The 25,885-nt window shown below is 57.4% G+C and carries 24 protein-coding genes; 9 read left to right on the top strand and 15 right to left on the bottom strand.

The features are described 5' to 3' along the window. The first annotated feature begins 165 nt into the window (after positions 1 to 165). Complete coding sequence (gene rnd / locus HKD40_RS01025) at positions 166 to 1,335, top strand: ribonuclease D (RefSeq protein ID WP_169193862.1); 1,170 nt, start codon at positions 166 to 168, stop codon at positions 1,333 to 1,335. On the opposite strand, the gene HKD40_RS01020 is transcribed toward rnd, so the two are convergent. The 4 genes from HKD40_RS01020 to HKD40_RS01005 are packed head-to-tail and all read right to left on the bottom strand — an operon-like array spanning position 1,336 to position 6,852. Continuing rightward, entirely contained in the window at positions 1,336 to 2,871 is a 1,536-nt protein-coding gene (locus HKD40_RS01020; protein WP_169193861.1) for a Ppx/GppA phosphatase family protein, read from the bottom strand. It lies immediately after the preceding gene. Positions 2,872 to 2,873: 2 nt separating this feature from the next. Then, a complete protein-coding gene (locus HKD40_RS01015; RefSeq protein ID WP_169193860.1) occupies positions 2,874 to 5,039 on the bottom strand; it encodes an RNA degradosome polyphosphate kinase in 2,166 nt (721 codons plus the stop codon). Continuing rightward, positions 5,032 to 5,757 (bottom strand): hypothetical protein, encoded by a 726-nt coding sequence (locus HKD40_RS01010; RefSeq protein WP_169193859.1) that lies wholly within the window; start codon positions 5,755 to 5,757, stop codon positions 5,032 to 5,034. Before HKD40_RS01010 ends, HKD40_RS01015 begins: the two co-directional genes overlap by 8 nt. Beyond that, entirely contained in the window at positions 5,758 to 6,852 is a 1,095-nt protein-coding gene (locus HKD40_RS01005) for an AI-2E family transporter (protein WP_169193858.1), read from the bottom strand. A gap of 134 nt (positions 6,853 to 6,986) precedes the next feature. On the opposite strand from HKD40_RS01005, the gene purM reads away from it, so the two are divergent. From purM to HKD40_RS00990, 3 genes are all read left to right on the top strand, one after another. Continuing rightward, positions 6,987 to 8,063 (top strand): phosphoribosylformylglycinamidine cyclo-ligase, encoded by a 1,077-nt coding sequence (gene purM / locus HKD40_RS01000; protein WP_169193857.1) that lies wholly within the window; start codon positions 6,987 to 6,989, stop codon positions 8,061 to 8,063. Next, entirely contained in the window at positions 8,060 to 8,638 is a 579-nt protein-coding gene (gene purN / locus HKD40_RS00995) for a phosphoribosylglycinamide formyltransferase (RefSeq protein ID WP_169193856.1), read from the top strand. The genes purM and purN overlap by 4 nt, the downstream gene beginning before the upstream one ends. A gap of 124 nt (positions 8,639 to 8,762) precedes the next feature. Continuing rightward, a complete protein-coding gene (locus tag HKD40_RS00990) occupies positions 8,763 to 9,647 on the top strand; it encodes a DMT family transporter (RefSeq protein ID WP_169193855.1) in 885 nt (294 codons plus the stop codon). Positions 9,648 to 9,976: 329 nt separating this feature from the next. Here HKD40_RS00990 and gatB read toward each other — a convergent pair whose 3' ends face one another. The 8 genes from gatB to HKD40_RS00950 form a co-directional block, all read right to left on the bottom strand. Next, complete coding sequence (gene gatB, locus HKD40_RS00985; RefSeq protein ID WP_169193854.1) at positions 9,977 to 11,476, bottom strand: Asp-tRNA(Asn)/Glu-tRNA(Gln) amidotransferase subunit GatB; 1,500 nt, start codon at positions 11,474 to 11,476, stop codon at positions 9,977 to 9,979. 12 nt (positions 11,477 to 11,488) lie between these two features. Further along, a complete protein-coding gene (locus tag HKD40_RS00980; RefSeq protein ID WP_169193853.1) occupies positions 11,489 to 11,977 on the bottom strand; it encodes a GNAT family N-acetyltransferase in 489 nt (162 codons plus the stop codon). Positions 11,978 to 11,986: 9 nt separating this feature from the next. Then, complete coding sequence (locus HKD40_RS00975; protein ID WP_169193852.1) at positions 11,987 to 12,301, bottom strand: chorismate mutase; 315 nt, start codon at positions 12,299 to 12,301, stop codon at positions 11,987 to 11,989. Between the two features lie 429 nt (positions 12,302 to 12,730). Continuing rightward, positions 12,731 to 13,048 carry a hypothetical protein gene (locus HKD40_RS00970; protein WP_169193851.1) on the bottom strand — a complete coding sequence of 106 codons (318 nt, stop codon included), beginning with the start codon at positions 13,046 to 13,048 and terminating at the stop codon, positions 12,731 to 12,733. 135 nt (positions 13,049 to 13,183) lie between these two features. Next, positions 13,184 to 14,668 carry an Asp-tRNA(Asn)/Glu-tRNA(Gln) amidotransferase subunit GatA gene (gene gatA / locus HKD40_RS00965; RefSeq protein WP_169193850.1) on the bottom strand — a complete coding sequence of 495 codons (1,485 nt, stop codon included), beginning with the start codon at positions 14,666 to 14,668 and terminating at the stop codon, positions 13,184 to 13,186. A gap of 32 nt (positions 14,669 to 14,700) precedes the next feature. Next, a complete protein-coding gene (locus tag HKD40_RS00960) occupies positions 14,701 to 15,186 on the bottom strand; it encodes a GNAT family N-acetyltransferase (protein ID WP_169193849.1) in 486 nt (161 codons plus the stop codon). Position 15,187: 1 nt separating this feature from the next. Then, the gene (gatC, locus tag HKD40_RS00955; protein ID WP_169193848.1) at positions 15,188 to 15,475 is read right to left on the bottom strand and encodes an Asp-tRNA(Asn)/Glu-tRNA(Gln) amidotransferase subunit GatC; all 288 of its coding nucleotides are present in this window, start codon (positions 15,473 to 15,475) and stop codon (positions 15,188 to 15,190) included. 85 nt (positions 15,476 to 15,560) lie between these two features. Further along, positions 15,561 to 16,082 carry a hypothetical protein gene (locus HKD40_RS00950; RefSeq protein WP_169193847.1) on the bottom strand — a complete coding sequence of 174 codons (522 nt, stop codon included), beginning with the start codon at positions 16,080 to 16,082 and terminating at the stop codon, positions 15,561 to 15,563. 61 nt (positions 16,083 to 16,143) lie between these two features. On the opposite strand from HKD40_RS00950, the gene ruvX reads away from it, so the two are divergent. The 4 genes from ruvX (at position 16,144) to HKD40_RS00930 (ending at position 20,114) form a co-directional block, all read left to right on the top strand. Further along, positions 16,144 to 16,617 (top strand): Holliday junction resolvase RuvX, encoded by a 474-nt coding sequence (gene ruvX, locus HKD40_RS00945; RefSeq protein WP_169193846.1) that lies wholly within the window; start codon positions 16,144 to 16,146, stop codon positions 16,615 to 16,617. Between the two features lie 66 nt (positions 16,618 to 16,683). After that, positions 16,684 to 17,658 carry an aspartate carbamoyltransferase catalytic subunit gene (locus HKD40_RS00940; RefSeq protein ID WP_169193845.1) on the top strand — a complete coding sequence of 325 codons (975 nt, stop codon included), beginning with the start codon at positions 16,684 to 16,686 and terminating at the stop codon, positions 17,656 to 17,658. After that, positions 17,655 to 18,947, top strand: a complete 1,293-nt coding sequence (pyrC, locus tag HKD40_RS00935) for a dihydroorotase (RefSeq protein WP_169193844.1) — start codon at positions 17,655 to 17,657, stop codon at positions 18,945 to 18,947. The genes HKD40_RS00940 and pyrC overlap by 4 nt, the downstream gene beginning before the upstream one ends. 120 nt (positions 18,948 to 19,067) lie before the next feature. After that, positions 19,068 to 20,114: a dipeptidase gene (locus HKD40_RS00930; RefSeq protein ID WP_169193843.1), complete on the top strand. Its 1,047-nt coding sequence runs from the start codon at positions 19,068 to 19,070 to the stop codon at positions 20,112 to 20,114. Between the two features lie 73 nt (positions 20,115 to 20,187). Here HKD40_RS00930 and topA read toward each other — a convergent pair whose 3' ends face one another. Further along, the gene (gene topA, locus HKD40_RS00925; protein WP_169193842.1) at positions 20,188 to 22,923 is read right to left on the bottom strand and encodes a type I DNA topoisomerase; all 2,736 of its coding nucleotides are present in this window, start codon (positions 22,921 to 22,923) and stop codon (positions 20,188 to 20,190) included. Between the two features lie 126 nt (positions 22,924 to 23,049). Between topA and murB the strand changes: the two genes are divergently transcribed. Beyond that, positions 23,050 to 24,069: a UDP-N-acetylmuramate dehydrogenase gene (gene murB / locus HKD40_RS00920; RefSeq protein WP_169193841.1), complete on the top strand. Its 1,020-nt coding sequence runs from the start codon at positions 23,050 to 23,052 to the stop codon at positions 24,067 to 24,069. Here murB and dprA read toward each other — a convergent pair. Further along, positions 24,062 to 25,192, bottom strand: a complete 1,131-nt coding sequence (gene dprA / locus HKD40_RS00915; protein ID WP_169193840.1) for a DNA-processing protein DprA — start codon at positions 25,190 to 25,192, stop codon at positions 24,062 to 24,064. The two genes, murB and dprA, sit on opposite strands and share 8 nt — an antisense overlap. After that, positions 25,192 to 25,800, bottom strand: a complete 609-nt coding sequence (plsY, locus tag HKD40_RS00910) for a glycerol-3-phosphate 1-O-acyltransferase PlsY (RefSeq protein WP_169193839.1) — start codon at positions 25,798 to 25,800, stop codon at positions 25,192 to 25,194. Before plsY ends, dprA begins: the two co-directional genes overlap by 1 nt. Positions 25,801 to 25,885 lie beyond the last annotated feature (85 nt).

Genomic DNA, 25,885 nt, shown 5'->3' with positions numbered 1-25,885 from the left:
TACGGGAAGGCCGGAAAGGCAGTCGGGAAAAGCGCATGGCCACTCCCATCTGTCAAGCTCGGGGGATTAGCGGCTTTCCCCCGCTACAAGCAAGGAAAATCGACGGTGGAGCTATTGAGTAGACCCTGATAGGAAGAATATCGACCATAGTAAGACGGTAGACGCATGGACATTATAGTCTCCACAGAGGCGCTCGCCGCGTTTTGCGAGCGCGCTGCCCAGTATGAATTTGTCACCGTGGATACGGAATTCCTGCGCGAAACCACCTATTGGCCGCGCCTTTGCCTGATCCAAGTTGCCACAAATGACGAAGCGGTTCTCATCGACCCGCTTGCTCCCGATATCAAACTCGCGCCCTTTTTCACGCTTCTCGCGAATCCAGACGTGACCAAGGTTTTCCACGCCGCTCGGCAGGATGTGGAAATTTTTGTGAAGTTGACGGGCGCGGTACCCAATAACATTTTCGACACTCAGATAGCGGCCAGCGTCTGCGGGTTTGGCGATAGCGCCTCCTACGACAGTCTTGTGCGCGCCATCTGCAAGGTCGAACTCGACAAATCATCCCGCTTTACCGATTGGTCGGCTCGCCCGCTCAGCGATAAACAACTCACCTACGCGCTCGCTGACGTCACCTATCTGCGTGACATCTATCGCGAGCTCAAAAAGCAGGTCGAACAGACCCGCCGGTGGGATTGGGTCGAAGACGAACTGGGTGTTCTGCGTTCTATAGACACTTATGTCGTCCAGCCTGAAAATGCTTGGGAACGCCTCAAGATGAAGCTCAATCGCCCGCGCGATTTGGCTGCTATGAAGGCGCTTGCTCAATGGCGCGAACGACGCGCACAGGAATCAGACCAGCCGCGAAGCCGCATTCTCAAGGATGACGTGTTGAGCGAGTTGGCGACTCAACGTCCGCTGACCCCTGAAGCCTTTGACAAACTGCGTGCGGTACCGCGCGGCTATGGCCGCTCCAGTGCCGCCGCTGAAATCATCGCGCTGATGAAAGACGTGGAGGCTATTCCAAAGTCGGCTCTTCCGGCCATGCCTGAGCGCTATCGCGGACCATCCCCTAAAGGTGCTGTTGGCGATCTCATCCGTGTTCTGCTCAAGTCTGTCGCGGAACAGCACGGCGTTGCGGCAAGAATCATCGCCACATCGGACGAAATCGACGCCCTCGTGCTCGACGACGATGCAGACGTCCCTGCTCTCAAAGGCTGGCGTCGCAAGTTGTTTGGCGAAAAAGCGCTTGCCATCAAGCACGGCCGCGTTGGCCTCGTGGCCACCCGCAAGGGCGTTATCGAGTTTGATGTACCAGAAGAAGAATCGGCTGAGTAATCAGCCGACCTTCACTCTCCACGTTTCGAACCCGGCCTCATCGGCGAGCTGACGCAAGCGATTGCGTAAATGGTCGCCGTTGAGGAACGCGTAGTCGGTCGGCAAACTCAGCACCAAAGCCTCATCAACGACTGATAGTGACGTGCGCCCTAACACGCCCGGCATAGCCGCTGTCATTGGATAGGCAACGCGGAACAAAGCGCCGATCAAACGCGCGCGCGCCGTCATCTCAGATGACGTGAGGCCGGCAATCGCCAGAGCCGACTTGCTCTTGAGCCCATCATACCGAACCGCCATGGTCTGGGCTAAAAAGCTACGACCGACGTGATCAATCCCCGTCAATGAGCCATAGGCAAGCGCATTGACGCTTTGCTCGCCGCGATAGTCGGGATGTGAGCGCCAGCCTATATCGGCCAATAGACATGCGACGAGGCGCAAGCGACGCTGCTGGCCAGTTTCTTCAACGGCTGCCGAGCGGAAATAGTGCGTGGTGAAATCTATTAGATCCGTAGCGTGTTCAGGGGAGCGCGAGCGCAGAATTGAAAGCTCCTCGGCCCCTTGGATCAACGGATCGACCACACGTTCGGTATCGTCCAACATGCCGTAGAGATAGCCTTCGCGCACGCCGAGCGCCGAGAAGACCACCGATGCAAACCGACCGGCTTTAAGAACTTCCATCAAAACGGCCGCGCCAAAAGGCACGAGTTCTCGCCGCGAGTTCGACACCGAGTTCGAGCCTGGATAGTTTTTGAGGGAATCTGCTTTCACGATGTCGCTACAGAAAGCGATCATCTCATCTGCCGACACCACATAGTCTTGCACCATATGCAGCGGATAATTGCTGCGCGCTTGATGAAGCTTCGCCAATGAGCGCCAAGTGCCGCCAATGGCCGCGAAACGCTGTTCCTCGCCAGTGTTTTTCAACATGGAGCTACTAAGCTGTTTGCGCACGATTTCCGCAGCAGTCGCGGGAGAACCGTTCGAATCGTCCTGCAGGCGAATGACACCAAGCTCGAAGGACTGATTATTGCTGTCTGAACCGTTCTGGAGTGCTGAAAACTCGAGGCTACCGCCACCAAGGTCGCCGACAACGCCGACAAACCCGGGGATACCGGCAACGACCCCCAATGCCGCAAAGTGCGCCTCATCCTCGCCTGAGAGAACACGAACCTCGGTGTTCATAATCTCTTCGACTGCCGCGACGAACTCATCGCGGTTTGCGGCGTCGCGTACGGCAGAGGTCGCCAGCACAACCACAGTGCCAACGCGCATCATGCGCGCAACAAGGGCGAAACGCTTCATCGCCTCAAGCGCCGTCGCCATATTGGCTTCGGCCAAACGCCCAGTCTGGCCGACCCCACGTCCGAGGGCGCAGGAGGCCTTTTCGTTGTAGAGCGGTGTTAGTGAGCGGGCGTGCCGCTCATAAACGACCAAACGAACTGAGTTTGATCCGATATCAAGGACTGCGACAGGGCGCGCCCCCTTCAAACGACCTTGGGCAGTAGGATCGGCGTCGACGCCCCAGAATTGGGTCAAACTTAAGCCTCGTCGTTATCAACCATCCCGGCACTACCGCGCCCAGACAGGGAGGGATTAGTCATAAAATACTTATGAGCGCTGAAGGCTTCTTCACCCTCAGAGCGCTTTATGCGGTGTGAACTGCCATCCGGCAAGACTTCCCAGCTTTGTTCGTTGTCCTTGAGATAGGCACCAAGGATCTGATCCAGTATCTGCTTGTGCACGGTCTTGTTCAGGATCGGGACCATAACTTCCACCCGTCCATCCAAGTTCCGGCCCATCAAATCTGCCGAGGAAATATACACTTTTGCCCGAGGGGACGGCATCATCTCCCCGTTGCCAAAACAGTAAATTCGGCTGTGTTCGAGGAACCGGCCGACCACAGATTTTACACGGATATTTTCTGAGAACCCGGGAATACCGGGGCGCAGACAGCAAATCCCACGAACAATCAAGTCAACTTTCACCCCTGCCCGACTCGCGTCATAGAGCGCGTCGATGACCTGCGGATCAACCAGCGAGTTCATCTTCAGCAGAATATGGGCCGGCTTACTCTCGCGCGCGAACTCGATCTCGCGTGCGATGCTCTCGACCAATGTCTGGCGCAAATTGACCGGCGAAACAGCGATGGTTTCGAGTTCGGTCGGCCGCGCATAACCCGTTATAAAATTGAACACGCGCGCAACGTCACGGGTGATCGAGGGATCAATCGTGAAATAGCTGAGGTCTGTATAAATCTTGGCTGTAATCGGGTGATAGTTGCCGGTGCCAATATGGCAGTAGCTAACCAGCTTGCCCTTCTCACGACGAACGACCTGGCTCAGCTTGGCGTGGGTTTTTAGCTCAATGAAACCGAACACAACCTGCGCCCCTGCACGTTCAAGGTCGCGGGCCCAGCGAATATTCGCCTCTTCGTCAAAACGCGCTTTCAGCTCCACGAGGCACGTAACGGACTTGCCCGCCTCTGCCGCCATAACCAGCGCTTTGACGATCGGGCTGTCTGAAGACGTCCGGTACAGCGTCTGCTTAATCGCCACCACGTCCGGGTCCCGCGCTGCCTGCATCAGGAACTGAGCGACGACGTCAAAACTCTCAAATGGATGGTGAACGAGGATGTCCTTAGCGCGGATAGCAGCAAAGCTATCCCCGTTATAGTCGCGGATACGTTCTGGGAAACGCGCGTGATACGGCGGGAATTTTAGGTCCGCACGATCAACGTCGCAGATTTTACGGGCATCGGCGAGGCCGAGGAACCCCTGTACCTCAAAGACATCCGCCTCTTTGACGCTGAGCTGTTCGCCAATCTGCCGCTTCAACGCACGGGGCATCGACCGCTCGATTTCTAGGCGGATGACCTGACCTCGGCGACGTTGCCGAAGTGCAGATTCGAACTCGACAACGAGATCGGCAGCTTCGTCGTCAATTTCAATTTCGCTGTCACGGATGATGCGGAATGCACCCGAACCAACAATCTCATGGCCAGGGAACATTTTGAGAAAGAACAGCTTCACCAGCGTGTCGATCGACACGACCTCAGTCCGGCCCTCAGAAACCAGAGCCGATGGCAGCGTGATAAAACGATCGAGATTACCCGGGATACGCACGAGCGCCGTCAGGTTTTGATCCCCGGTTGGACGCTTGAGTTCAAATGCGAGGGCTAGCCCGAGGTTCGGGATGAACGGGAATGGATGGGCTGGATCGACCGCGATTGGGGTCAGGACGGGGAAAATTTCTTCACGGAACAGCTTTTGCAGATAAGCAATTTGTTCCGGCGAGAGGTCGTCCTGCTCATGGATGACGACATTCTGCTCGACCAGCAATTCGCGCAAATCTTGCCAGTGGTCCTGCTGTTCCAACTGCAAGTGCTGAGCGAGCGTCGCAATTTCTTCCAGCTGCTCGCTCGGCGATAGTCCGTCGGCCGATTGCTTGGCCAAACCGGCCCGAATTTGGCCCTTCAGCCCCGCAACACGGACCATGTAGAATTCGTCGAGATTGTTCGCCGAAATAGACACGAAACGGAGGCGCTCTAACAGAGGATGAGCTTCGTTCCCGGCCTCCTCCAGAACCCGCATGTTGAATTGAAGCCAGCTGACTTCTCGATTAACGAAACGCGCCGGGCTTTTGCGCAGCGCCTCCACATCTGGGTTGGCACCATCCAGTTCGGCGATTTCGCTCATCTCATTCATCGTCGTCTGCGTCCCAGTCCAATTTCAGCGCCGAATCTGCGTCTTGCCGTACGGCAAGAGCTTCACCCGCTATCGCACGCGTAATGGCCGACCCTTTCGCAAGAGCCAGCTTGTCCATCAAATCAACCAGACGTTCGGCCTCTTCCGGGCTCCGCTCCATGCGCGGCACCACATAGCCGATTATCTTTGGGTCGACTGTGATCTGTCGATCACCGAACAACTTCACAAAAATCTGTGACAACGCGATGTCATCACTGATTTCTAATGTGAACACAGGCGCACGCCGAATGCGAGAGCGGACATCATCGGTCCGCAAATCCCATTTGGCAACGTCTTCGCGCGCCGTCAGCAACAGAGTTCTGTCGCCGCGCATGGCTTGGTTCAGCAGATGGAAAAGATCATCCTCATTATAATCAAGCCGATCAACGTCCTCTAGCACCAGAGGTTCATTGCCATGTGCGGAAGCAACCGCCGCTATCGTTTGGGGCGTTACCAGCACAGCTCCGCTGCGCTCAGCAAAAATGCGCGCGACATGAGATTTTCCCGACGAGGTGGGACCAATCAACATGGTCACCCCGTCAGGCCAATGTGGCCACGCTTCGATACGGGCATAGGCTAAGGCGTTTCCTGCACCAACGAGATAGTCATCTTCAGCGTGCGAGGGTTCGTGAACGAACTCCAGCGGAAGTTGCCGGGGTCCGTTCTCAGGCAAAGCCATTTAATTCTGGTCCTTGTGGTCGATTGGAGCTGGCGCATCTGTCCCAAGATAGAGCGCACTTTCCTTATATTTTCGCACGCCATACCGCACGAGTACCGAGGCAATGGCCGCCATTGGAACAGCCAGCAGGAGCCCGGTGAATCCGAACAGCGCACCCAGAGCGAGGAGCGCAAACATCATCCATACAGGGTTGATGTTGATCGATGAGCCCACGAGCTTTGGATAGAGAATATTGCCTTCGATGAACTGCCAGAACAGGAAGGCCGCGCACACGAGGCCTACCATCCACATGTTTGGCCAGAACTGCACGAGCGCAATGCCCACTGATAGCCCGAATCCGACGGCCGCACCGACGAATGGAATAAAGCTCAGCAGGCCGCCGATAATACCCACGGCCAAACCAAAGTTCAGCCCAATCAGCGATAGCGCGGTCGCATAGAACGCAGCATCGAGCAGGAGAACCGAGCCCTGCCCGCGGATAACGCCGGCCATGGAATCGTCAATCTCGCGCATGATGCCTTTGATCTCGCCTTTATGCTGGCGTGGCAAAAGCCCTTCGACCCCATCAACCATCCCCTGCCAATCGAGCAGCAGATAGAACGCCACCACCGGCGCCACGACCAGAAACGCCACGACGGACGCGCCAGACATGCCGATATTGACCAATTCGGCAGGCAGTCGCGTAATCCAACCGAGCAAATTGCGCGCAATCTCGTTGATACCACGCTCAACTTCGGCGGCACGTTCAGGCCCGAGCCATGCGCTGACCTCAGGCGAATACTGATTTATGAGCCCCTGAAGGTCGCGATACAGACTCGGCGCGCGCTGAATAAGGCCAACAATCTGCTGTCCGATCATCGGAACCAGCATGAAGAACAAGCCGATGATCACGACGATAATCGCCGTCAACACCAATGCCGTCGCCCAAACGCGCTTAAATCGCCAGCGCTCAAGCTGGTTTACCACCGGATTGAGCAGATAGGCCAAGGCCGCCCCAACCACGAATGGAAGCAGGATGCCCCGGAAAATCCAGAGCGATAAAAGCAGGGCAGCCAAGAGGCCGATCCAGATGGTCACTTGATTTCGGAGCGTCATTGCTGCGTGTAGCCCTTGCTTATAGGAAATCGAGAAGCTATCAGCCGTCTAACGGCCAACACCGAAAGTTTCAACCAACCCCGGTGGCGCGCGGTTCACTCTGCCCGCTATCCTCAGCATTTGGCACCAGGCTCATGTCCGACACACCACACCTGCCACCTAATGGGCTTTCTTACAAGCAGGCAGGGGTCGATATCGACGCCGGCAATGCTCTGGTAGAGGCCATCAAGCCCGCAGTGAAGTCCACCCGACGCCCCGGCGCCGACGGCGAGATCGGCGGATTTGGTGGTCTTTTTGATTTAAGGGCCGCAGGTTTCAAAGATCCAGTTCTGGTTGCCGCCAATGATGGTGTCGGGACCAAGCTCAAGATCGCTATCGACACGGGCAAGCACAACACCATCGGCCAAGATCTGGTCGCCATGTGCGTCAACGACCTTGTCGTTCAGGGTGCCGAGCCCCTTTTCTTCCTCGACTATTTCGCCACCGGCAAACTTGACGTGGCTCAGGGCACGGCGATTGTCGAAGGCATTGCCCACGGTTGCCGCCTGGCCGGTTGCGCACTGATCGGCGGCGAAACCGCTGAAATGCCCGGCATGTATCATGGCAATGATTATGACCTCGCAGGCTTTGCCGTTGGCGCCGCCGAACGTGGCACCCTCCTTCCACGCGCCGATATCGCCGCTGGTGATACGCTGGTTGCCATCGCCTCGTCTGGCGTCCACTCCAACGGTTACTCGCTCGTTCGCAAGATCGTTGACCTCTCCGGCCTCGCCTGGGACGCACCAGCACCATTTGCTGAAGGCAAAACCCTCGCAGAAGCCCTGCTCGAGCCGACCCGCATCTATGTGAAGCCACTGCTGGCTGCGCTCAAGGAAGGTCTGGGTATTAAAGCCCTCGCGCACATCACCGGCGGCGGCTTCATCGACAATATCCCGCGCGTACTGCCTGACCACCTCGCCGCTGACGTCGATCTCGATGCGGTCACCGTTCCTGCCGTCTTTAGCTGGATGAGCAAGGTTGGCGGCATGGAAGAGCGCGAAATGCTCCGCACCTTCAATTGCGGCGTCGGCATGCTGGTTGCTGTCGCGCCGGCAGATGCTGAGAAGCTGGTCGCCTCGCTCACCGCTAATGGTGAAATCGCAGCTGTCGTCGGTCAGTTGACCGAGCGCACGGGCGAACCTGTGACCTTCCGCGGCAAGCTCGCTCTATGAGCAAGAAAAAGGTCGCCATTCTGATCTCGGGGCGCGGCTCAAACATGAGCGCGCTCATCGAGGCCGCAAAGGCTCCCGATTTTCCAGCCGAGATCGTCGGCGTGCTGTCCAACAAGGCAGCCGCGCCCGGTCTTGAGATCGCGGCGAGCCACGGCATTGCCACAGCCTCGCTGGCGCAGAGCAAGTTCCCCAGTCGGGAAATGTTCGAAGACACCATGACCCTCATGCTCGAAAGCTGGGAGGTCGATATTGTCTGCCTCGCCGGTTTCATGCGCGTTCTGGGTGAGGACTTCGTCAACCGCTGGGAAGGTCGGATGATCAACATCCACCCCTCCCTGCTCCCAGCCTACAAAGGCCTCGACACCCATGCCCGCGTTCTCGCGGCGGGTGAAATGGAACACGGCTGCACCGTCCACTTTGTGACGCCCGGTCTCGACGAAGGCGACGCGATCCTGCAAGCCCGCGTCCCCGTTCTGCCCGACGACACAGAAGACACCCTCGCGGCTCGCGTTCTGGTGGAAGAACACCGCATCTACCCCGAGGCGTTGAAACAACTCGCCCTTGGCAAAATGTAAAATAGGCCGGAGCGATCCGGCCTTTTCTTTATCCATCACCAAAATCGATCGCCCCCATTGTCAAAATCGGTTCGACGCCACTCCAGCGCAGGCGTAGACCAACGCATCTATTGGAGTGGCGATAATGAGTCTGCGTGATTGGTGTTGGATTGTTCTCTTAGGATCTATCTGGGGCTGCTCATTTATTTTCAATGCCGTTCTCATTCGCGAACTCAGCCCGCTCTGGATCACAACCTTGCGGGTCGGCATTGGGGCCATCGGCTGTTGGGCAATCCTTTTCCTGCTGAAAAAACCCGTTCCGCGCGATCCTAAGCTCTGGGGGCAGTTGGCCCTTCTCGGCGTCATCGCCTATGCCATTCCTTTTGCGCTGTTTCCAACGGCACAAGCCCACCTCGCCAGTGGTGTTGCCGCCATCATCAATGCGCTCACCCCAATGATGACTGCGATCATGTCCCACTTCTGGCCCGGCGGTGAAAAATCCGGCCCCCGTAAATTCATCGGTGTAGGCATTGGCTTCGTTGGCGCTGCCATTCTGGTGTCACCCGCCCTGCAAAGCGGCGGCAACACGGCACTATGGGCCGTCGGCGCCTGTCTCGCGGCAACGCTGTGCTATGCGCTCTCACTCAACATCACTCGCTCCTACAAGCATGTCGAGCCGACCGCCTTCGCCGCCATCGCGCTTACGGGCTCGGCCATATTGAGCCTGCCGGTAGCGTTAAGCCTCAACGGCCTGCCACAGATTACGCAGATTGAAACACTCGGCTCCTTACTCGGCCTGGGCCTCTTATCGACGGCCCTCACCTTTCTGATCATGTATCGAATTCTTCCGCGCGTTGGCGCGACCAATTTCGCCACCACAACCTTTATTGCGCCAATCTCCACGCTGATTTTGGGCACCTTCCTTTTGGGCGAGGCGATCTTGCCCATCCAAATCCTAGGCATGTTGGTGATCTTCTTCGGCCTGCTTTTCATTGACGGCCGCATCCAGAAACTCCTGCGAAAACGCTAGGAACCCTTCGGGTTTGGACCCGTTCGCTTCCCAGCAAAGGAGCGCGCCATGCCAGACCCAATTCCAGTGCCAGAGCCAATCCCGGGTGTACCGCCGCAACCTGAACCGCCCCAACCCCAGCCCGTAGATCCTGTGCCTCCAGAGCCCCAGGAGGTGCCGCCACACCAGCCGCCGGTGGAAGACCCCATTCCGCCCACGCCGGGGCCCGACGTGCCGCCGCCGCCCTCTCCAGGCACTGTGCCGACGATGTAAAAACAAAAACCCGGCTCAGTGGCCGGGTTTTCCATTCATTCAACGTTCTGACTGGATCTGCATCCAGACCCGCGTTCTTACTCGATCCCGAGCTTCTGCTTCATGAGATCGTTGAGAGCCTGCGGATTGGCCTTGCCACCGGAAGCCTTCATCGCCTGACCGACAAACCAGCCCATCATGCTTGGCTTCGCCTTAACCTTCTCAACCTGTTCCGGGTTGGCGGCGATGATGTCGTCCACGATCTTTTCAATCGCGCCAAGATCGGTCACTTGCTTTAGGCCACGGGCTTCAACGATAGCTGCCGGATCACCGTCTTTCTCTTCCGAGATGATGATCTGCAGCACGTCCTTGCCGCCCTTCGACGAGATCGTGCCCGCAGCAATCAGGTCAACCACACCAGCAATCTGCGCTGGGGTGATGTGGGTTTCGTAAACTGCCTTGCCTTCGCTGTTTGCGAAAGCAGCCACGTCACCATTGAGGATATTCGCAACAGCCTTGCCGTCGCGCTTGCTGCCGCCGTGCGCCACGATGCTTTCGAAGAAGTCAGCGGTTTCGCGTTCGAGCGTCAGCACATGCGCGTCATACTTGGTGACACCAAAATCGCGCACAAAACGTGCCTGCTTTTCGTCTGGCAGTTCTGGCAGATTTTCAGCCAAAGCCGCGACGAAAGCATCGTCGAATTCAAGTGGCAGCAAGTCTGGATCTGGGAAGTAGCGATAATCGTGCGCTTCTTCCTTCGAACGCATAGCGCGCGTTTCACCGTTCTTCGGGTCAAACAGGCGCGTTTCCTGATCGATCGAGCCACCATCTTCCAGAATGTCGATCTGGCGACGGGCTTCATATTCAATCGCCTGACCCGCGAAACGGATCGAATTGACGTTCTTGATTTCGCAACGCGTACCGAATTCGCCACCCGGACGACGTACCGATACGTTCACGTCAGCACGCATGGAGCCCTGCTCCATATTGCCGTCGCAAGTACCGAGATAACGCAGGATAGCACGAAGCTTGGAGAGATACTCCTTGGCTTCTTCGGACGAACGCAGGTCGGGCTTGGAGACGATTTCCATCAGGGCGACGCCCGAACGGTTCAGGTCAACAAAGCTCATGTTTGGGTGCTGATCGTGGATCGACTTACCCGCGTCCTGCTCAAGGTGCAGACGTTCGACACCGATCTCAATGGTTTCCCCATCGACGTCGATGGTGATCACACCTTCGCCAACGATTGGGTCCTTGAACTGCGAAATCTGATAACCCTGCGGCAAGTCAGGGTAGAAATAGTTTTTGCGGTCAAAGACCGAGCGCTTGTTGATCTGAGCCTTCAGACCCAGACCTGTGCGCACAGCCTGACGCACGCATTCTTCGTTGATGGTCGGCAGCATGCCGGGCATGGCGGCATCAACAAAGCTGACGTTCGCATTAGGAGGATTACCGAAAGCGGTCGACGAGCCAGAGAACAGCTTGCTTTCGCTGGTCACTTGCGCGTGCACTTCCATACCAATGATCACTTCCCAATCGCCGGTCGAACCGGAGATCAGACGCTTTTTGTCGGGAGTACGGGTGTCAACGAGTGTCATGTTTCGGCAGTCCTATGCCGCTTCCGGCAATGCCTTGCGGAAGCGAATCTTGTCGAGTTCGTAGTTCAGGCTGGCGGAAAACTTCATACCGCGCCACACCGGAATATATCCGTTGCGCTCGTAGAAGCGTACCGCCCCGGTGTTGCCGGCCGAGGTTTCAAGCTCCACGAAAGTGTAGCCTGCGTTGGCGATAACCTCTTCCAGCGCTGCAAGCAAGGCCGCACCGATGCCTTGGCTTTGCGCAAATGGTGCGACCCACAGGTCAGAAATCACATTATCGGAAAATTCCCTTGCGCCCCAGCCCACTGGCACATCGCCGATTGTCGCAACATGCATGGTTTCCGACTTGTCGCGACAAAAGGTGCAAAACTCTGCAAACAGCTTTTCGCGATCACAGCGCCCAGCATCCTGCGCTCCAAATTCGCTTTGCTGCCAGGAGGCAAAAGCCAATGAGCCCAGTGCTTCCCAGTCAAGATCACGATCCGGCTGAGAGACACGCATGGAAATTTCCTATTTTGCCCGGCGACGGGCGGCAATAATGCCCTTTTCGAAATTGATGTTCCAATCGATCAGCGTCCGCCAAATCAGCTCGGCCTGATCTTCATCCAAGTCCTGCTCAACGCTGAGCGCGCGAACCTTGGAAATAATTGCTTCGATACGCACCGGGTCAAACGCTTCATGCGGATCGGTTTTAATCTCAGCCATGCGCGTGACATAAGCGTGGCGTTCCGCAAACAAATTCAACAGCGCCCGATCAATGCGGTCGATCTCGAAACGAACGTCTTCTTTTGTCTCGCATTGCGCGGGAAGTTTAGCGGCAGTCACAAGCGTATCCAGTCAAAAAAGCTCGGAAAATTGTGACATGTATTCCACCCGCTTTTCAATGCCACCAATGGCGGTTTCGGTACGCTCGGTCCGGCAGGGAACAGAAAAAGCCTAGCTTGCGGCCCCCATCCGCACAAAGCATCCCTTCATCTCTCCTCAGCGTTTACTTCTGAGGTAAAATAAGCCCCCGAGGCCCCTCTCGGCTGCCTGCCCAAGCTCCCCTCTTCAAGCACTTATTCCCATTACGCTTTCGCGTCCTATGGGCTTGGCTCGTGCGCGCAAAACGCCAAATAGAACGACAACGGTGCCCCTCCACAGGCCCATAAATGCCAGCCTAATGCCACTTTCAGGCCCCTGTGCCTTCGTCAAAAGAAATTGCCGCCCCCTGTTCCCAGAGAGCGGCAATTCAATCACGGGTTACGCGTGCACTTAGTGCTTGGTCACTTCGCTTAACGCAGCGGCCATGTGTTCCCATTCTGTGGAAACGCTCGCCGTCGCGCGGCGCTTACCGGCGCGGCGATACCAATAGTCGGCATTGGCGAGATCGGCTTCAATCCAATGCATCAAGGCATGGACCCAATCGAACGCCTGCACACCTTCCATCGACTGGACGATCGCGTGCGCGCGCTCCCATTCCATGCCAATACGGAACTCGCCTTTCTTGAGCCACCAGAGCGCCTGCAACGGCTTACTCATATCCTTCGGCGGCTCAGACCAGTCGAGCGTCGTAAAAATATCTGCGGCCATCGGTGATGTTCCTGTTGGCCCGGGCGCCTCGGCTGGAGGCGTCATTACCAGTTTCAACTTGTGCATGACCCGGAAATAATGCGGAAAGGCGGCACAATCAAGCGCCGCCACCTGATCTAGGGGTTTAGTGGGGTCTTACCACCACTGCTTGGGTGCAAAATCACCACCGGCGCTCTTCTCGATGACGCGCGCTGCGGCGAAGAGAGTCTCTTCGTCAAATGGCTTACCGATCAGCTGCAGACCGAGCGGCAGACCCTTGCCATCCTTACCGGCTGGCACAGCAATACCCGGCAGACCTGCCATGTTCACAGTCACGGTGAAGATGTCGTTGAGATACATCGCAACCGGATCAGCGGCCAGCTTTGCATCGCCAATAGCGAAGGCAGAAGATGGGGTCGCTGGGGTCAGGATCGCGTCAACGCCTGCGTTGAACGCATCCTCGAAGTCCTTCTTGATCAGCGTGCGAACCTTCTGCGCCTTGACGTAGTAGGCATCATAGTAGCCTGCCGACAGCACATAGGTGCCGATCATGATACGACGCTTCACTTCGCGACCGAAACCGGCAGCGCGGGTGAGTTCGTACATGTCGGTGATGTCCTTACCGGACACACGGAGACCATACTTCACGCCGTCATAACGCGCGAGGTTCGAGGAAGCTTCTGCTGGCGAAACAACGTAGTAGGCCGGGAGGGCATACTTGGTGTGTGGCAGCGAGATGTCCTTGACGGTTGCGCCTTCAGCCTTGAGCCATTCGAGGCCCTGCTTCCAGAGGTTTTCAATTTTCTCTGGCATGCCGTCCATGCGGTATTCGCGCGGAACACCAATGGTGATGCCCTTTACGCCACGCTCAACCGCAGCCGCGAAATCTGGAACCGGGATGTTGACCGAAGTCGAATCCTTGGCATCAAAGCCGGACATCGAGGTCAGCAGCAGCGCTGCGTCTTCAACAGTGCGGGCAATTGGGCCAGCCTGATCGAGCGAAGACGCGTAAGCAACAGTGCCCCAACGCGATGCACGACCATAGGTCGGCTTAATGCCAACAGTGCCGGTGAAGGCAGCTGGCTGACGGATCGAGCCACCAGTGTCGGTTGCGGTCGCGCCAGCGCAGAGCCAGCCAGCAACAGCCGCTGCCGAACCGCCCGATGACCCACCGGCAACCAATTTTTCTTCCGAACCTTCAGCGCGGAAAGGATTGATCGCAGGACCGTAGTACGAGGTTTCGTTGGACGAACCCATGGCGAACTCGTCCATGTTGAGCTTGCCCAGCATCACGGCACCATCGCGCCACAGGTTTGCGGTGACGGTCGATTCGTATTCCGGCTTGAAGCCATCAAGGATGTGCGAAGCGGCCTGGGTGTGGACGCCCTTGGTCGCAAACAGATCCTTCACGCCCAGTGGAATGCCTTCAAGCGTGCCAGCCGTACCGGCAGCAATCTTGGCATCCGATGCTGCCGCCATTTCGCGCGCCTTATCCGGCGTCGTAACGACATAGGCATTCAGCGCCGCATTGCCTGCGTCGATAGCCGAGACATAGGCCTCAGTCAGCTCGGTCGCAGTAAACGTCTTTTCGGTGAGGCCCTTGCGGGCTTCGGCGATGCTCAGACGGGTAAGATCGGTCAATGGAGTTTCTTTCTCTTCAGCGTCGGCTGCGCTCAACCAGCGAAGGCGGGTGCCGTCAGCTTCAATTCAAAAAAGTTGGACCAGGGGCTTTCTGGATAGTCGAGAAACGGACCGCGACGGGAGAACCCGTAACGCCCATAAAGACGATGGGCGTCCGCCATGCCGTCTTCTGGTCCAGTTTCGAGCATGACGATGGGAAGATCCTTCTCCCGCGCCAAGCCGACGATTCGGTCGAGCAATAGAGTGCCAACACGCTGCCCGCGAACGGACGGCAGGGTGAACATGCGTTTGACTTCGCCAAGCTCGGGACCATGCACCTTGAGTGCCCCCATGCCGACAGCCACGCCGTTTTCGTCGCGAGCGACAAAAACCGTCGTGTCCTCACCCGCCATTTGTTCCACAGTCATCTTGAACTGGAATTCAACTGGCGAGGTGGGCAGCAGGAAAGCGTTGAGCTGAGCGACGAGCTCGCGCACGCCGTCCTGCAAAGGGGTCTCAATGGCGATGGAAACCGCCATATTATTCAACGACCTTGGGGACCATGAAGAAGTTATCTTCGGTCAATGGGGCGTTCTTGACGATCTTTTCGGCGATGTTGCCGTCGGTGACCGCGTCGTCACGGCGGCGCAGGGTCATCGGCATGACCGATGTCATTGGCTCAACACCATCGACGTTAATTTCAGACAACTGCTCGACAAAGCCGAGGATCGAATTGATTTCGGTCTGGTAGCCAGCGACTTCGTCTTCTTCGATGCGGATGCGGGCAAGGCGCCCGATGCGCTTGACGGTATTGGCGTCGACAGACATGGCAAACTCCAGCGAGAACGGCGTATTGGGGCGTTATTAGCAATGCCCGGTATCAAAAGACAATCGAAATGGCACCGTGGCGCGATTACGCTTCCACAGCAAGCCCATGTTCCAGCGCCACAACGCCGGTGCCATCCAGTTTAGATCTTAGAATTTCAAAGGCGGCGCCAATCTCTTCATCGCCTCCAGCTAGGGCGATCAGTCGCGGCGCGGCGGCATCCGTCAGCGTGTCGGCAAGCCCTGCCAAATCGCCCCCGGCAATAAGAACCACAGCCTTATCGGCCCATTTCCCGAGCTCGGGCACAGACTCGGAGAGAAGCAACAAGGGCGGCTCATCCTCTGAATCAAAGACAAACGCCCCCAGCCCGAGCTTTGCGACCACAACCTCACGGAGCGCCCCATCCGCATCGAGCAAGCGCTGCCGCGGCATCGGCTTCCAGCTGCTGCCAGAGATCACGTCGACCGGCGCGCTCGTCTGCAGCAGCACATCCGCTCCGGAACACAGTTCCTTATGGTCAACCCCAACTGCGCCTTGAGCATCAATGACGAGGATCTTCCCACCTGCATGTATGCGAAATGCCGTATTGCCGAACCAAGTGAGTTTCATAGGGAAGTCTTTTTCATCGCCATTTTGCCCCGCACCCTATAGGACAGACCCAATCAATCCAATGAGTACCCATTCAGTGACCGACGACAATAATCCGCTCTCCGACATTCCGCCTTCCGGCAAGATTTTGGGGTTGGACCTCGGCACGAAAACCATTGGTGTCGCGATCAGTGATGGCATGCGCTACTCCGCGACCCCGATTGAAACCATCAAACGAACCAAGTTCACTCAGGACGCTGAGCGCATCATCGAATTGATCGCACAGAATCAAATCGTTGCGATCATTTTGGGTCTCCCCCTCAATATGGACGGCTCGGAAGGCCCCCGCGTGCAATCGACACGCGCCTTCGCCCGCAACCTCGCCCCCAAGGTCAACTTGCCCATTGCTTATTGGGATGAGCGCCTCTCCACATCTGCCGTCACGCGCATGATGATCGACGCAGATATGCGCCGTGACCGTCGCGCCGAAGTGGTCGACAAACTGGCCGCCAGCTATATTCTGCAGGGGGCGCTGGACCGGCTCCGGCGGGGATAAATTCGTGAGGGGCTTGCTCATCGCGCCCCCAGCCGATAGACCGCACCAAATCGCTAGGGATGCGACATGCCGCAGGACACTTCTCCATCCGTCGCCGGGCAATCCGGTGACTTCCCGCCCTTCCGCCAGCGCCATCTGATTTCTATTGCCGACCTCAAGCAGCACGAGATTATCGAACTGCTTGATCGTGCCGAACGGATGATTGCTGTCAGCCGCCAAGAGCGTAAGTCGCTCAACACTTTGGCGGGGAAGACACAAATCAACCTCTTCTTCGAGCCGTCGACGCGGACCCAGTCCTCGTTCGAAATCGCGGGCAAGCGCCTCGGCGCTACGGTCGTGAACATGTCGGTGAAGACCAGCTCCGTCACTAAAGGCGAAACGCTGATCGACACCGCTGCCACGCTCAACGCCATGCGCCCCGATGTGCTGGTAGTGCGTCACGGTTCTTCCGGCGCGGTCGAACTGCTCAGCCAGAAGGTTGGCTGCTCGGTGGTCAACGCGGGCGACGGCGCGCACGAGCACCCGACCCAGGCTCTCCTCGACGCCCTCACCATTCGCAACCACAAGGGCACACTTGCGGGCCTGACCGTTGCAATCTGCGGCGACATCGCCAATTCGCGTGTTGCCCGCTCGAACTTACTGCTCCTCGGAGCGCTCCATGTTCGCACCCGGGTCATCGCACCAAAAACCCTCCTGCCCTCCGGCATAGAACACCTCGCGACTGAGGTTTATACCGATATGGAACAGGGCCTAAAGGGCGCGGACGTGGTGATGATGCTGCGCCTGCAGCATGAACGCGCTAGCGGCAAGATGATCCCCTCGGTGCGTGAATACTTCCACTTTTACGGCCTCGATGAACGCAAGCTCGGCTTCGCGAAGTCCGACGCGATCGTCATGCACCCCGGTCCAATGAACCGCGGCGTCGAAATCGACCCAGCGATCGCCGATAGCGCGCGCTCAGTCATCACCGATCAAGTGGAAATGGGCGTTGCCGCACGCATGGCCGTGCTCGATGCTCTGCTCAATAGGAACGACGCATGACCCGGCCCGTCCTCATCGAAAATGCCCGCATTGTTGATCCAGCCTCCGGCACCGATCATCCCGGCGCGGTTCTGATTGAAAACGGCGTCATCACAGACATCGCGCTCAACGGTCCCGTTGGCGTGCCAGACGGCGCCGAAGTCATCAACGCAAATGGTCAGGTGCTTGCGCCCGGCCTTATCGACATGCGCGTCTTCGTCGGAGAACCCGGCAAAGAGTATCGCGAGACTTTGGCTTCGGCCGGTAAGGCCGCCGTCGCCGGTGGCGTCACCAGCTTCGTCATGATGCCCGACACCACGCCTGTGGTGGACGACAGTGCAATTGTCGACTTCCTCATCCGTCGCGCAGAAGCACAGTCTCTCGCTCGCGTGCTGCCCTCTGCAGCCATCACCCGGGGCCTTCAGGGCAAGGAAATCACCGAGTTCGGCCTTCTTAAGGAAGCTGGGGCTGTGTGCCTCACCGATGGCGCAAATTCGATCCAGTCGAATTCGCTCCTCCGCAGCGCCCTGAGTTACGCTGCCAACTACGACATGCCTTTCGTTCACCACGTTTTCGACGCCGATCTGGCTGGTGAAGGCGTAATGAACTCAGGACTCTTTGCCACCGTTCTGGGCTTGAAGGGCCTATCGCGCGAAGTGGAGACCGTGCCATTGGCGCGCGATCTTCAGCTCGCACTCGCGACCGGCGTTCGCTACCACGCAGCGCAAATCTCGACCGAGAACTCGCTTACGCTGCTGAAGTTTGCGAAGTCGCGCAATTCCAAGGCAACCGCTGGCGTTTCGATCAACAACCTCTGCCTGAACGAAAACGACATCGGTCGCTATCGCACCTATTTCAAGGTAAACCCTCCGTTGCGCAGCGAAGACGACCGCCGTGCGCTCATCGAAGGCCTGCGGTCTGGCGTCATTGACACCATCCATTCCGATCACGATCCGCAGGATAGTGAAGTGAAACGCCGTCCATTCGCTGAAGCCTCGAATGGCGCGATTGGTTTGGAGACACTCTTGGCCGCGGCGCTGCGCTTCGTTCACTCGGACGATCTGGACCTGCATACCGTTTTGAAAGCTATGACAATCCGCCCAGCCCAGATTCTCGGCCTTGAAAGCGGTCGCATTGCTAAAGGCGCGCCGGCAGACCTGGTCCTCATAGATCTCGACTACCCCTGGCAGGTGCAAGAGAGCGCTCTGGTTTCCAAGTCGCGCAACACCGCCTTTGAAGGCGCGCGCATGACCGGCAAGGTGATGCGCACTTTGGTGGGCGGTAAAACCGTCTTCACCCACCAAGACTGAGTTCAAGCTTTACATGAACACCGCCGCTTCCTTCGGGAGGCGGCGTTTCATTATTGAGCGTCCGTTACTCAACTTCACCACAAGAAGCGGCTACCGTCTTGGTCTGACGGAGACGATTCGATGACCATTCCCTTTTTCGACGGCCACAACGATACCCTGCTTCGCCTGGTAGACAGCTCGCGGCCCGACAAAATCGCAATGTTTGTCGACGGCACAATAGATGGCCAGCTCGATTTTCCCCGCGCCAATCAGGCCGGTATGACGGGTGGCTTCTTCGCCATTTTCCCGCCGCCGCTCAAGGCCGACGTGGCTTCAGTTGTCTCCAGCCCCACGAGTTCCGCTGGTCAACTCCCTCCCAATCTCTTTGTGCGCGATGCGCTTGCCTCGACCATCGAAATGGTTTCGCTGCTTTACAAACTCGAACGCGCTGGCGCCCTAGCCGTCTGCCGCACCGCAGGTGACGTGCAAAATGCCATTAAAAACAAAAAATTAGCGGCAATTTTTCATATCGAAGGCGCGGAGGCGATCGATGTGAAATTCGATAGCTTTGAGGTGCTCTACGCCGCAGGCCTACGCTCCATTGGCATTACCTGGAGCCGCGCCAATGTTTTTGGCACCGGCGTCCCCTTCCTACACAATGTCGATCCTGACATCGGCCCGGGCCTTACGGACGCGGGCAAGGACCTCATAAAACTCTGCGACAAGCGCGGGGTAATGATCGATCTCTCCCATCTTAACGCTGCTGGTTTCCGCGATGTAGCGCGCCTTTCCACCAAGCCTTTGGTCGCCACCCATTCCAACGTCCACGCCATTTCCCCCAGCGCCCGCAATCTGACCGCTTGGCAGCTAGCCGCGATCAAGGAGTCTGCGGGCGTTGTTGGCCTCAACTACGCCACTGGCTTCCTCCGTCCTGACGGCAAATGGGACACCAACACACCGCTTGAGATTATGGTCCGCCATATCGACGCCCTCGTTGACGCTTTGGGTGAAGACGGCGTGGCGCTCGGGAGTGACTTTGACGGCGCGCAAATGCCTAAGGAGTTGAAAGACGTTACCGGCGTCCCAAAACTTCTCAAAGCCCTCCTCGACAAAGGGTACGGCCAGACCCTGGTCAGAAAGATCGCCCAAGACAACTGGCTCTCGGTCATCGAACGCACCATGGGCTAGAGCTAACACCAGGCCCAAAACAAAAAAGCCGCCGAGAACCCCGGCGGCTTTTTCAATTTCGTTCGACCAAACCTCAGAACGGTACGTCTTCTGGATCGATTGCCTTTGGCGCGGCCTTCTTTGCCGGGGCCTTTTTCGCAGCAGTTTTCTTGACCGGAGGTTCCACCCCGTCTTCGGCAGCAGCGGCAGCCTTCTTGGTTACACGCTTCTTAGGCGCAGCCTTTTCGGCACCATCTTCAGCCGCAGCGGCTTTCTTGGTGGTCGCCTTCTTAGCGGCAGGCTTCTTAGCAGCCGCCTTCTTCGGCGCGGCCTTCTTCTTGGTACCTGCCACTTCAGCGCGCGCCGCAATCCAGGCAATCGCCTGATCAAGCGTTACGGCCTCTGGCGCAACATCCTTCGGAATGGTCGCGTTGATCTTGCCCTGGTTCACATAGGGGCCATAGCGACCCGCGCGAACCGTAATCGGCCCACCGTCGTGCTCAAATGTTTGAATGGCTGCCACAGCCGTGCCGCCACCACGCTTAAAGCCGCCAGCGGCCTTCTGCGCGATCAGATCAACCGCACGGTTGATGCCAACAGTGAACACTTCTTCTACGTCCGGCAAATTGGCGTATTTGCCGTCATGCAGAATGAACGGTCCATAGCGACCAAGACCAGCTTGGATTGGCAAGCCGCTTTCCGGGTGCAGACCAACTTCACGTGGCAGACTCAGCAATTGCAGAGCCTTTTCAAGCGTCAGAGATGGCGCATCCCACCCCTTCGGCAGCGATGAGCGCTTTGGCTCTTTGCCATCGCCGAGCTGCACATAAGGACCGAAACGACCGGTTTTGAGGAAGACGTCCTCGCCCGATTCTGGGTCCGTTCCCAACACGCCGTCGCCTGCCATGGCTTCCGAGCTCTGGCCATTGGCCGCGTCCGAGAGCTGCATAGTGTGCTTGCACTCAGGATAATTCGAGCAACCAATAAAGGCACCGAATTTACCGAGCTTCAGCGAAAGCTGGCCTTCACCACAAGTTGGGCAAACGCGCGGATCTGATCCGTCTTCCTTTGGCGGGAAAATGCGGCTCGCGAGCATGTCGTTGAGTGCGTCAAGCACCTCTGAAACGCGCAGATCCTTGATCTCTTCAGTGGCCGCTGTGAAATCCTTCCAGAAATCACGCAGCAGCACCTTGTATTCCAGCTCACCCGCCGAAACTTGGTCGAGCTGCTCTTCCAATCCGGCGGTGAAGCCATATTCGACATAGCGGTTGAAGAAGCTTTCGAGGAAAGCGGTAACAATGCGCCCGCGATCTTCCGGATGCAGTGCTTTGCCTTCGAGCCGCACATAATCGCGGTCCCTGAGTGTCGACAGCGTTGCAGCATAGGTGGAAGGACGGCCAATGCCGAGTTCTTCCATCTTCTTGATCAGGCTCGCCTCGGTGTAACGGCTCGGCGGCTGAGTGAAATGTTGTTCAATATCAACGGACTGCAGGCTTGGCTTATCACCAACTGCGAGTGGCGGCAGCTCGCGATCGTCTTCGTCTTCGTTGTCTTCGTCAGACTTCGCTTCAACGCCCCAGAGCTTTAGGAAGCCCGGGAAAGTGACAACAGAGCCAGTCGCACGAAGGCCAACGACACGGCCCGGCACGTTCACCGAAATATCGACCGTGGTGCGGTCAATTTCAGCCGATTTCATCTGCGAGGCCAGTGTACGACGCCAGATCAAACCATAAAGCTTGGCTTGATCCGCATCGAGATGCAGCTGTTCTGGGCGCTTGAACATATCCGTTGGGCGGATCGCTTCGTGCGCTTCCTGTGCGTTCTTGGCCTTGGTCTGATAAATGCGGGCCTTTTCCGGCAGGAATTCGTCGCCGAAATATTTGCCAATGACCGAGCGCGCCATGGCGATCCCTTCAGGGGCCATCTGCACGGCGTCGGTACGCATATAAGTGATTAGACCGTCTTCGTAGAGGCGCTGGGCAATCTGCATCGTCCGCGAGGGCGACAGCCCCAAACGCGATGACGCATCCTGCTGCAGAGAGGACGTCGTGAACGGCGCGTACGGATTGCGCTTGGTTGGCTTCTTTTCAACGTTGGAGACGTTGAACTGGCCAGCCTCGACGAGCTTTTTGAGCTCCGCAGCATTCTCGCCGGTCTTGATATCGAGCTTATCGGTTTTCTTGCCGTCAACCGACAAAAGGCGCGCCAAGAAGCTCTTACCCGATTGGGAAAGCTTGGCTTCCAGCGACCAATATTCTTCGGCCTTAAATTTTTCGATTTCGGCTTCGCGGTCCGACACGAGGCGCAAGGCCACAGACTGCACACGGCCCGCCGAACGCGAACCGGGCAGCTTGCGCCAGAGAATCGGGGAAAGCGTGAAGCCGACAAGATAGTCGAGTGCGCGTCGCGCCAGATAGGCGTCGACCAGTGGCATATCGATATCACGCGGCTTCGCCATAGCCGCCGTCACCGCGTCCTTGGTGATCGCGTTGAACACAACGCGCTGCACCGTCATATCTTTTTTCAGCGCCTTCTTCTGACGCAGAACATCGAGAACGTGCCAAGAGATGGCTTCGCCTTCGCGATCAGGGTCAGTCGCCAGAATAAGGCCATCGGCCCCCTTCAGCGCGGAAGAAATATCGCTCAACCGCTTTTTTGAAGCAGTGTCGACCTCCCAAGACATGGCAAAATCTTCGTCCGGACGTACCGAACCATCCTTCGCTGGCAGGTCACGAACGTGCCCGAAGGAGGCTAGAACTTCATAGTCCTTGCCTAAATATTTGTTGATTGTCTTGGCTTTAGCCGGACTTTCAACGACGACGACCTTCATGGGTAAGCGTTCCGCAAATGCCTAAGGGAAGAGGCCGCAACATGGTCAAGCCGCAATTAGAAGTCAACGTATCCTTATAGACATGGTCTTGCCCTCGGGGCCCGAACAATGATTTTTAGGCCCGCAATGACTGAAATTCATGACCGCTTGATTCCCAATTTCGACCTGACCCATCGCAACACTTTAGCGCTGCGCTCCAGCTCGAGTTTCGGCATCGAAATCACCGATATCGACGACTTGCCTGCGCTTTTTGCGCACGCCAACACATCGGGCATCGCTGTCCAAGTGCTTGGCGGCGGGTCCAATGTGGTACTCGCTCCGCGCTTTGAGGGCATCACCGCCGTCATTGCCCTTAAGGGGCGCCAGCTTGTTGAAGAAACAGAAACACACATCGTGGTTGAGGCGGCCGCCGGTGAAAATTGGCATGACTTCGTCGCATTCACCGTAGGCCTCGGTTTCGGCGGGCTTGAGAATCTAGCGGGCATTCCAGGCACCGCAGGCGCGGCTCCGGTCCAGAACATTGGTGCTTATGGCGCCGAACTGGCTGATAGTTTCCTCGAATTGTCGGCTTGGGATCGGCAAACCGGCACCACGCGCACCTTCTCAAAAGAAGAGTGCAAGTTCGCCTATCGCCATTCCGTCTTTAAAGAAGAGCCCAATCGTTATGTTGTGCTCGCAATTCGCTTGGGACTAGCCAAGGCTTGGCGCGCCAACCTCGGCTTCGCTGGGCTCTCGGATTTGTCCGAAACTCCGCTGGTGACGCCTGCAATCGTCATGGAACGGGTCGTTGCCCTACGCAACTCAAAGCTGCCCGACTACCGCACCGAACCCAATGCAGGCTCCTTTTTCCAAAACCCCATCGTTGGACGCGATGCCGCGGCTCCGGTTTTGGCCGAGTTTCCAACAGCACCGAACTTTCCGCAGTCCGATGGTCGCACAAAGCTATCAGCGGGCTGGTTGATCGAAAAAACGGGGCTTAAGGGCTACAAGCTCGGGCCGGTTGGTATTTCCGAGCGCCACGCATTGGTTGTGGTCAACCACGCCCATGGCGAACAGGCCGATGTGGCCAAATTGGCTGAACACGTCAAAACCGAAGTTAAAAACCGCTTTGGTATCCAGCTCCACGAAGAGCCGATTTTCACATAAAACGAAGAGCGACCAACTGGCCGCTCGACCATTCGATTTCGCCAGCAATGTCGAGTTCGAGCAGCAGCATTTGTAGCGCGGCGGGCGACACCTCGATCTGGGCCAGAATATCATCAACTGGGGTGGGCACGACGGATAGTGCCTGCCTCAGCCGTGCACGCACATCCTCGCCCGGTTCAACATCGTCTACCCCCGTAAAGTCAGGGTGCCATTCCGGCTCGAAGAGGGCTGTCCGGACCGGATCAAAGTCTTGCAGAACCTCGACAATGTCTTGCGCGCAAGTGACCAGCCGCGCACCCTGTTGGATGAGCAAATTTCCGCCCTCAGCGCGCGGATCAAGCGGAGACCCCGGCACTGCAAAGACGTCACGGTTTTGCTCCAAGGCTAGGCGCGCGGTGATCAGCGAACCTGACCGCTTGGCGGCTTCGACAACGACGACGCCCAACGACAGCCCAGAAACCAAACGATTACGTCTCGGAAAATCCTGCGCCCTAGGCTCCCAACCCATTGGCATTTCGCTGACCAGCGCCCCGCCACCATCGACTATCTTTTCAGCCAACTGAAGGTGCTCGCGCGGATAGATCCGATCCAAGCCGCCCGCCAACACGCCGACTGTGCCGGTTTCAAGAGCCGCCCAATGTGCCGCCGCATCAATGCCTCGGGCCAGTCCAGAAACGACGGTGAAACCTGCCTGTCCTAAACCTTCCGTAAGCAGTCGCGTCATTTTTATGCCTGCCGACGAAGCGTTGCGCGCCCCAACAATGCCCGCTGTGCGTTGCCAATTAAGTTTCTCCCCACCGTGAACAGTGAGAACCGGCGGCGCACCGCCAATGTGGCTGAGGAGATTGGGATAGTCGCTATCCCCCTCAATCACCAAACGCGCCCTGAGCCGCTCTATATCGGCAAACTCGTCTTCGGCGCGCGCCAGCGTACACGCGACCATGGGCCGGCCGGCGCGCTTCGCAATTTGAGGGAGTGCTTCGAGGGCCGCTTCCGCTGAGCCAAATCGGCTAAGAAGCTGGCGAAACGTGATCGGGCCAATATTATCCGTACGGATAAGTCTGAGTATGGCCAGTCTTTGCGCCGGAGAGGGGTTTCTATCCCCTTCCCGGCGCCAAGTCATCAAGCAGGCTTTTTGCTTCCGCCGATCTTGGGCTCCGTGCCGTTAATCAGACGTGCGATGTTTTCACGATGCTGGAAGAACAAGAGCAGCGCCAAAATCAGCACCACAATCGCCAGCCCTGCGCCCACGAACAGATAGGCAAAGATCGGGGCTGTTGCAGCGGCGGTTAGCGCCGCCAGCGACGAGATTTTGCGAACATAGGCCAGCAGCAACCAAACAGCGCAGAAAATCAGCCCCACCGGCCACGCGAGAGCCAGAAGCGAGCCAATCATGACCGCAACGCCCTTGCCACCCTTAAAACCGAGCCAAACAGGGAAACAGTGCCCGAAGAAAGCACCAACAGCGGCAATGCGTGCAGCGTCTTCACCCCAAAAGTGGCGCGCAAGCAGAATAGGAACAACTGCCTTCAATGCGTCCAGAATGAGGGTCAGCGCGGCAATCTTCTTATTCCCGGTGCGCAACACATTCGTCGCGCCGATATTGCCAGAGCCGATCTGACGAATATCGCCAAGCCCCGCCGCACGGGTCAGGATCAGCCCAAATGGAATCGAGCCAAACAAATATCCCAAGCCGACGGCATAAAAGAGGGTGAGAATTTCAGCGGACATACACGCGCTCTCGCAGTTTCGTTAACCAACACCTAACCTTTGAAAGTCGCGGTTCACAAGGGGTAGAGGCCCGTTTTACCGGGAC

Origin of the sequence: Devosia sp. MC1541 (assembly GCF_012847305.1) — a bacterium.
Classification (GTDB): Bacteria; Pseudomonadota; Alphaproteobacteria; order Rhizobiales; family Devosiaceae; genus Devosia.
This window is presented reverse-complemented; position numbering and strand designations above follow the sequence as displayed.

Bases quoted from the DNA above. Each gene is read 5' to 3' on its own strand.
- HKD40_RS00940 (WP_169193845.1), top strand. From the start codon at position 16,684: ATGCCGCAGGACACTTCTCCATCCGTCGCCGGGCAATCCGGTGACTTC.
- murB (WP_169193841.1), top strand. From the start codon at position 23,050: ATGACTGAAATTCATGACCGCTTGATTCCCAATTTCGACCTGACCCAT.
- dprA (WP_169193840.1), bottom strand. From the start codon at position 25,192: ATGACTTGGCGCCGGGAAGGGGATAGAAACCCCTCTCCGGCGCAAAGA.
- rnd (WP_169193862.1), top strand. From the start codon at position 166: ATGGACATTATAGTCTCCACAGAGGCGCTCGCCGCGTTTTGCGAGCGC.
- ruvX (WP_169193846.1), top strand. From the start codon at position 16,144: ATGAGTACCCATTCAGTGACCGACGACAATAATCCGCTCTCCGACATT.
- gatB (WP_169193854.1), bottom strand. From the start codon at position 11,476: ATGACACTCGTTGACACCCGTACTCCCGACAAAAAGCGTCTGATCTCC.
- HKD40_RS00960 (WP_169193849.1), bottom strand. From the start codon at position 15,186: ATGGCGGTTTCCATCGCCATTGAGACCCCTTTGCAGGACGGCGTGCGC.
- pyrC (WP_169193844.1), top strand. From the start codon at position 17,655: ATGACCCGGCCCGTCCTCATCGAAAATGCCCGCATTGTTGATCCAGCC.
- HKD40_RS01010 (WP_169193859.1), bottom strand. From the start codon at position 5,757: ATGGCTTTGCCTGAGAACGGACCCCGGCAACTTCCGCTGGAGTTCGTT.
- HKD40_RS00980 (WP_169193853.1), bottom strand. From the start codon at position 11,977: ATGCGTGTCTCTCAGCCGGATCGTGATCTTGACTGGGAAGCACTGGGC.
- gatC (WP_169193848.1), bottom strand. From the start codon at position 15,475: ATGTCTGTCGACGCCAATACCGTCAAGCGCATCGGGCGCCTTGCCCGC.
- purM (WP_169193857.1), top strand. From the start codon at position 6,987: ATGTCCGACACACCACACCTGCCACCTAATGGGCTTTCTTACAAGCAG.
- HKD40_RS00930 (WP_169193843.1), top strand. From the start codon at position 19,068: ATGACCATTCCCTTTTTCGACGGCCACAACGATACCCTGCTTCGCCTG.
- purN (WP_169193856.1), top strand. From the start codon at position 8,060: ATGAGCAAGAAAAAGGTCGCCATTCTGATCTCGGGGCGCGGCTCAAAC.
- HKD40_RS01005 (WP_169193858.1), bottom strand. From the start codon at position 6,852: ATGACGCTCCGAAATCAAGTGACCATCTGGATCGGCCTCTTGGCTGCC.
- HKD40_RS00950 (WP_169193847.1), bottom strand. From the start codon at position 16,082: ATGAAACTCACTTGGTTCGGCAATACGGCATTTCGCATACATGCAGGT.
- HKD40_RS01015 (WP_169193860.1), bottom strand. From the start codon at position 5,039: ATGAATGAGATGAGCGAAATCGCCGAACTGGATGGTGCCAACCCAGAT.
- plsY (WP_169193839.1), bottom strand. From the start codon at position 25,800: ATGTCCGCTGAAATTCTCACCCTCTTTTATGCCGTCGGCTTGGGATAT.
- HKD40_RS00970 (WP_169193851.1), bottom strand. From the start codon at position 13,048: ATGGCCGCAGATATTTTTACGACGCTCGACTGGTCTGAGCCGCCGAAG.
- topA (WP_169193842.1), bottom strand. From the start codon at position 22,923: ATGAAGGTCGTCGTCGTTGAAAGTCCGGCTAAAGCCAAGACAATCAAC.
- HKD40_RS00990 (WP_169193855.1), top strand. From the start codon at position 8,763: ATGAGTCTGCGTGATTGGTGTTGGATTGTTCTCTTAGGATCTATCTGG.